Origin of the sequence: Clostridium sp. (genome assembly GCF_021443865.1) — a bacterium.
Classification (GTDB): domain Bacteria; phylum Bacillota; class Clostridia; order Clostridiales; family Clostridiaceae; genus Clostridium.
In genome coordinates this window covers 1-6,706 of sequence record NZ_JABUTB010000103.1, presented here as the reverse complement: position 1 = coordinate 6,706, position 6,706 = coordinate 1, and the positions used below count along the sequence as shown (strand labels likewise).

Below are 6,706 nucleotides of genomic sequence, written 5' to 3'. Positions count from 1 at the left end.
TAGTATTTATTATATTTTTACTGCTTTTTATTGAAACCTCTCTATTTAATTCCTTAAAATTATCCTCTTCAAATCTTAATATACTAACTATTTCACCTATAATATCATTTATATCTTCTCCTATGATTTTTTGTTTTAGTAACAAATCAAATCTTTCTCTATCATTACTTCTTACTTGTAAAATTTCATAAGGAGCAAGAACTTCCCCCTGATATTTATTTATTAGCTTTCCATCTGATTTATATTTTTCATTTAAATACCTATAGTCTCTATTTTCTATATCGATAATATAATTTACACTTTTATTATTATCAATTAAATTAACTTTATAATTATCCTTATATATGACCTTATATCTATTATTTAATAAATGTTTATTTGAATCAAAGATTGATTCTATTTTCCCATTACTAAATCTATAAATTATAGATTTAATTCCTTTTAACTCTAGTTCTTCTTCTACTATAAATAAAATCTCTTCTTTTTCATTTGCACTGAATTTCCCCAAAATAATTCTAGGATTATATCCCTTAATATCTTTTAACTCGATATATGTTAATTTTCCATTTACACCTTCTGATATCACTATTTCCATTTCATTATATAATGTATTTTTTCCTTCATTAGCTTTTCTTCCAATTAAATAAATTATATCTTCATCAAAGTCACTAATTATATTTCCAACTTTACTTGATAATATTTCTTTTGAAGATTTTTCAATATTTCTAATCATGAAAACTCCTTAATTAATAATATATTACTATATTATTAATTTATATCCTTTTTGCTATAGAAAGGAGCATAGATATTTATATTACTTTACTTGTCCACAATCTAAATAGCTATAACTACCTTTTTATAAATCAATAAATAATTATAAGGAGGCTACAAAAGTAACCTCTTTATTGCAACTAATAATTAATAGTATTATATCTTTCCTTCACCTTCACAAAAGGGGCACTCAAAGTCTCCTTTACCACTGCAAGTTAAGCACTTTTCATTAGGATAATTTTCTTCACCACAATCACATTTTACTCTCCCAGTTCCATGACAACTAATACATTTACTAATATAATTGCTGTTATTATTATCCATAACTTCCCTCCATATCTCATCTTATCTATTAATTCTTAACAAGTTTTTTAATTTTATTCAAAAATAAAAAAAATATAATGCTAACACTTAACTATAAGATTTAAAGTTATGCTAACATTATATTTCTATTTTATATTTAAACAGTTATTTCGCTTATTATATCTAATGCTTCTTTATTCTCTTCTATAATTGGCTTTATATAATTATCTATAAATTCAACAACTTGACTAGGTGCTCTACCAACAAATTTACTAGGATCTATAATGTCTATTATTTCTTCTCTAGTTAATTTAAAGCTATCATCATTAATTATTCTTTCAATAAGATCGTTATCTAAGCCTTCTCCCTTTACTCTTTCTGCGGCTGCCATAGAATGAACTCTTATATTTTCATGAAGTTCTTGTCTATCTCCACCTCTTTTTACTGTTTCCATCATAATGTTTTCTGTAGCCATAAATGGAAGTTCGTTATTTACATGAGCTTTTATAACTTTTTCATAAACAACCATATTTTCTGCTATATTTATATATAAATTAAGTACTCCATCTAAAGCTAAAAAGGCTTCTGCTACTGAAATTCTTTTGTTTGCTGAATCATCTAGTGTTCTTTCAAACCATTGAGTAGCTGCTGTAACTGCAGGATTTAATGAGTTAACTATAACATATCTTGCTAATGAACTCATTCTTTCACTTCTCATAGGATTTCTCTTATATGCCATTGCTGATGATCCTATTTGATTTTTTTCAAAAGGTTCTTCAATTTCCTTCATGCTTTGTAGTAATCTTAAATCATTACTAAATTTATATGCACTTTGTGCAACTTCTGATAATCTATTTAAAACTATTGAATCTAGTTTTCTTGGATATGTTTGACCTGTTACACCATAACTACTTTCAAAGCCCATTTTATTAGCTACTATTTTATCTAAAGCCTTTACTTTTTCTTCATCATTATCAAATAAAGTCATAAAACTAGCTTGAGTTCCTGTAGTTCCTTTAACTCCTCTTAATTTTAGTGTTGATAGTAAAAAGTCTATGTTTTCTATATCTAGCACTAAATCTTGCATCCAAAGCGTTGCCCTTTTACCTACAGTTGTTAATTGTGCTGGCTGAAAATGAGTAAATCCTAATGTAGGCATATCTTTATACTTCATAGCAAATTCTGATAAATGATTTAAAACTGTTACTATTTTCTTTTTAATTAATAATAGTCCATCTCTCATAATTATAATATCAGTATTATCTCCTACATAGCAGCTGGTTGCTCCTAAATGTATTATTCCTTTTGCTTTAGGACATTGAAGTCCATAAGCATATACATGACTCATTACATCATGTCTAACTTCTTTTTCTCTTTTAATAGCGTCATCATAATTTATATTATATATATTTGCTTTTAATTCATTTATTTGATCCTCGCTTATATTTAAGCCTAATTCTCTTTCGCCTTCAGCTAAAGCTACCCAAAGCTTTCTCCATGTTGAAAATTTCATGTCATCAGAAAATATGTAGCTCATTTCTTTTGATGCATATCTTGAGTTTAATGGTGAATTATATAAATCTCTCATCCTTTGAAAACCTCCGAATAAATATTTCACTTTTTACTTCATCATTCGTATTATAGCATAAAAATTTTTTATTTTCAGCTTTTTATAATAATTTTAGGTTATATTTTTTTCTTATTACAATATATTATATTGTATAGTATATATAGGGGGAATAATTAATGTGTAAAATAAACTTATTAGACAAGATATCTTTTATTTTAGTTTTAATTGGGGCAATTAATTGGGGGCTTATAGGTATTTTTAGTATTAATCTTGTTGCTATCTTAGTTGCAGGATCTGTAATTCTACAAAGATTAATTTATATCATTGTTTTTGCTGGTGCTATAGATCTAATAATATTATTATTTAAATGTAATCCTTTGGATATTAATAGTTAACTACATAAATATTATAATCTCTAAGATTAATTTTTCTCGAATAAATTTATAATAAACAAATAAAAAAAGTGCCTTAGGCACTTTTTTTATTAATCTTCTAAGTTTGCTATTAAGTTAGCTATTTCTTCAACTGCTAGAGCTTCATCATCGCCACTAGCTAAAACTGTGATAGCTGCTCCTTTAGTTACTCCTAAAGAAAGAACTCCGATTAAGCTTTTAACATTTGCTTTTTTTCCATTAAATTCTATGCTTACATCTGATTTGAATGATGAAGCTTTCTTAACTAATAAAGTTGCTGGTCTAGCATGTAAACCAGTTCCGTTGTTTACTACAACCTCTTTAGATACCATTATACACACCTCTTTGCTAATTTTTTTTCAAATAGTTATCTATTTAACTATTTCATTATATATGGAATTCAAAAAAAATTCAAGGCTTATAATAACTAATTTCTATAATAGTGAAAAAGAACTACTATATTTGTAGTCCTTTTCTTTTCCCCTAAATTAACTTACGTTTTATTAATTTCTCACAAAATATTATCTTGGTTGTACGATTAGTTTTATTGCTGTTCTTTCTTCACCATCAATTTCTATATCAGTGAATGCTGGAACACAAACAATATCTTTTCCGCTAGGGGCAACGAAGCCTCTTGCTATAGCAATTGCTTTTACTGCTTGATTTATAGCACCTGCTCCTACTGCTTGGATTTCTACTATATTTTTTTCTTTAATAATGGCAGCTAAAGCACCTGCCACTGAATTAGGATTTGATTTTGTTGAAACTTTTAATACTTCCACTTATATTTACCTCCTAGATAAAAATCGTTTACAATTTTACAAGAAATTACTCTTGCTATTTATATATTCTATATATTATTTTAAAATCCTTCTTTTATATGAAATTTTTTTAATAAAAAATAAAGTACATTTTGTTTAACACAAAATGTACTTTATATTACTTAGCATAATCTACTGCTCTTGTTTCTCTAATAACGTTAATTTTAATTTGACCTGGATATTCTAATTGTTCTTCTATATTTTTAGCTAAACTTCTAGCTAACTCTACAGATCCAGCATCATCTAAATGTTCTGGTTTAACCATAATTCTAATCTCTCTACCAGCTTGTATTGCATATGATTTTTCTACACCTTCATAAGAATTCGCAATTTCTTCGAGTTTTTCTAACCTCTTAATATACGCCTCTAATGTTTCTCTTCTAGCTCCTGGTCTAGCTGCTGATATTGCATCAGCTGCTTGAACTAACACAGCCTCTAAAGTTAACATTTCTACATCTCCATGATGAGCTGCAATAGCATTTACCACTACTGGTGATTCCCCATATTTCTTAGCCAAGTCACCACCTATAATTGCATGACGACCTTCTTCTTCTTTAGTAGCTACTTTTCCGATATCGTGTAATAATCCTGCTCTCTTAGCTAAACTTACATCTAAACCTAATTCTGCTGCCATAACACCTGCTAAATATGAAACTTCAATGGAATGCTTTAACACATTTTGTCCATAACTAGTTCTATACTTTAGCCTACCAAGTAGTTTTATGATTTCAGGATGAACTCCGTGAACTCCAGTTTCTAGAGTTGCTTGTTCTCCTTCCTCTTTAATATCATTTTCCACATCTTTAGTAGCTCTTTCTACCATTTCCTCGATTCTAGCTGGATGAATTCTACCATCCACAATTAACTTTTCTAATGCTATTTTAGCTATTTCTCTCCTTATAGGATCAAAACTTGATAAAATAACAGCTTCTGGAGTATCATCTATAATTAAGTCAACTCCTGTTAATGTTTCAAGAGTTCTGATATTTCTACCTTCTCTACCTATAATTCTACCCTTCATTTCATCATTTGGAAGGGCTACAACATGTACTGTTGATTCTGATACATGATCAGCTGCGCATCTTTGAATTGCAGTTGTTATAATTTCTCTAGCTTTTTTCTCTGCTTCTTCTTTAGCTCTAGATTCTATGTCCTTGATCATAATAGCAGTCTCATGAGTTATTTCTCTTCTAACTTCTTCTAATAGGATTTCTCTAGCTTCATCAGTAGATAAAGATGCAACTCTTTCAAGTTCCTCTCTCCTCTTAGAATGTAGTTCCTGTACATTTGCTTCCATTTCATCGATTTCTTGTAACTTTTTATTTAGAGCTTCATCTTTCTTTTCTAAAAGATCTGATTTTTTATCCAAAGCTTCTTCTCTTTGGATTATTCTTCTTTCAAGTCTCTGAATTTCATTTCTTCTTTCTCTTGAATCTCTGTCTAAATCGTTTCTAAGTTTATGAACTTCTTCTTTAGCCTCTAATATTGACTCTTTCTTAGTCGCTTCCGCTTCTCTTTTAGCATTTTCTAAAAGGATTTCAGCTTCTCTTTCCAAGCCCTCTATTTTCTTTTTAGAAGCACTTTGTATAGCTTTATATAGTAATAAACCTGATATAATTAATATTACAATATAAATTATTATACCTATAAGAATCTTCTCCATAAAAACACCTCCTCCATTCATATAAACAATTATGCTTAAATGAAAATGTAGAGGTATCATACTTAATCTAACTGATATATGAAATATGATAAAACCAGTATTTGTTATTATTTTATATTAAAATTAAAATTATGTCAAGTTACTTATATAATACAATATAACAGTTAATGCCTAAATAACGGATATTAATATTAATTTTTTAATTATTACAATATATAATTAAAAAATCGATAGCATAATAAATTATACTATCGATTATATTATTATCATATTTATATAAATATATTCAAACTAACTATATTTATTACTCTTTATCTTTATCTTTTTCTTTCTTTGCTTTAATAGTAGTTTCTTGCATTATAGGTAATTCATATTTAGTTCTAATTTGATTTTCTATATCAAGTGCAGTTTCTGGATTATCCTTTAAATATTGCTTAGCATTTTCTCTTCCTTGTCCTAGTCTTATATCGCCATAAGAGAACCAAGCTCCACTTTTTTGCACTATTCCTTCTTTTACACCAACATCAACTATATTACCTGTTCTTGATATTCCTTCATTATACATAATATCAAATTCAGCTTGTTTAAATGGTGGAGCAACTTTATTCTTCATTACCTTAACTCTTGTTCTGTTACCTACTATGCTTTCTCCTTGCTTAATAGAATCTATTCTTCTTACATCAAGTCTTACAGAAGCATAGAATTTTAATGCTCTACCACCAGTTGTTGTTTCTGGATTACCAAACATAACACCAACTTTTTCTCTTAATTGGTTTATAAATATAGCTACACATCCAGTCTTTTGAATAGTACCTGTTAATTTTCTTAAAGCTTGTGACATAAGTCTTGCTTGAAGACCAACGTGAGAATCTCCCATTTCACCATCTATTTCTGCTCTTGGAACTAATGCCGCAACAGAGTCAACTACTATAACATCTATGGCTCCTGAACGAACTAAAGCTTCTGCAATTTCAAGACCTTGTTCTCCAGTATCTGGTTGTGAAACTATAAGATTTTCTGTATCAACGCCTAAATTTCTTGCATAACTTGGATCTAAAGCATGTTCAGCATCTATAAAGGCAACTGCTCCGCCTCTTTTTTGAGCTTCAGCTGCAATGTGCAATGCAACTGTTGTTTTACCTGAACTTTCAGGTCCATATATTTC

7 protein-coding genes and 1 pseudogene are annotated in these 6,706 nt (G+C 28.5%); 1 reads left to right on the top strand and 7 read right to left on the bottom strand.

The annotated features are described in order from the left end of the window. The 3 genes and pseudogenes from HUJ77_RS13775 to purB all read right to left on the bottom strand — a co-directional run. A pseudogene (locus tag HUJ77_RS13775) lies at positions 1–733 on the bottom strand (hypothetical protein); the annotation flags it as partial. A gap of 194 nt (positions 734–927) precedes the next feature. After that, positions 928–1,095 (bottom strand): hypothetical protein, encoded by a 168-nt coding sequence (locus HUJ77_RS13770; RefSeq protein WP_291709552.1) that lies wholly within the window; start codon positions 1,093–1,095, stop codon positions 928–930. Between the two features lie 136 nt (positions 1,096–1,231). After that, entirely contained in the window at positions 1,232–2,662 is a 1,431-nt protein-coding gene (gene purB, locus HUJ77_RS13765) for an adenylosuccinate lyase (protein WP_291709551.1), read from the bottom strand. A gap of 158 nt (positions 2,663–2,820) precedes the next feature. Here purB and HUJ77_RS13760 point away from each other — a divergent pair, with 158 nt between their 5' ends. After that, positions 2,821–3,039, top strand: a complete 219-nt coding sequence (locus HUJ77_RS13760; RefSeq protein WP_291709548.1) for a DUF378 domain-containing protein — start codon at positions 2,821–2,823, stop codon at positions 3,037–3,039. Positions 3,040–3,128: 89 nt separating this feature from the next. Here HUJ77_RS13760 and HUJ77_RS13755 read toward each other — a convergent pair whose 3' ends face one another. From HUJ77_RS13755 to recA, 4 genes are all read right to left on the bottom strand, one after another. After that, positions 3,129–3,389, bottom strand: a complete 261-nt coding sequence (locus tag HUJ77_RS13755; RefSeq protein ID WP_136004919.1) for an HPr family phosphocarrier protein — start codon at positions 3,387–3,389, stop codon at positions 3,129–3,131. A gap of 189 nt (positions 3,390–3,578) precedes the next feature. After that, entirely contained in the window at positions 3,579–3,839 is a 261-nt protein-coding gene (locus HUJ77_RS13750) for a stage V sporulation protein S (RefSeq protein WP_016206312.1), read from the bottom strand. Between the two features lie 157 nt (positions 3,840–3,996). Continuing rightward, the gene (gene rny / locus HUJ77_RS13745; protein ID WP_291709546.1) at positions 3,997–5,541 is read right to left on the bottom strand and encodes a ribonuclease Y; all 1,545 of its coding nucleotides are present in this window, start codon (positions 5,539–5,541) and stop codon (positions 3,997–3,999) included. Between the two features lie 304 nt (positions 5,542–5,845). Beyond that, on the bottom strand, positions 5,846–6,706 hold an 861-nt coding region (gene recA, locus HUJ77_RS13740), incomplete at its 5' end, for a recombinase RecA (protein ID WP_291709544.1).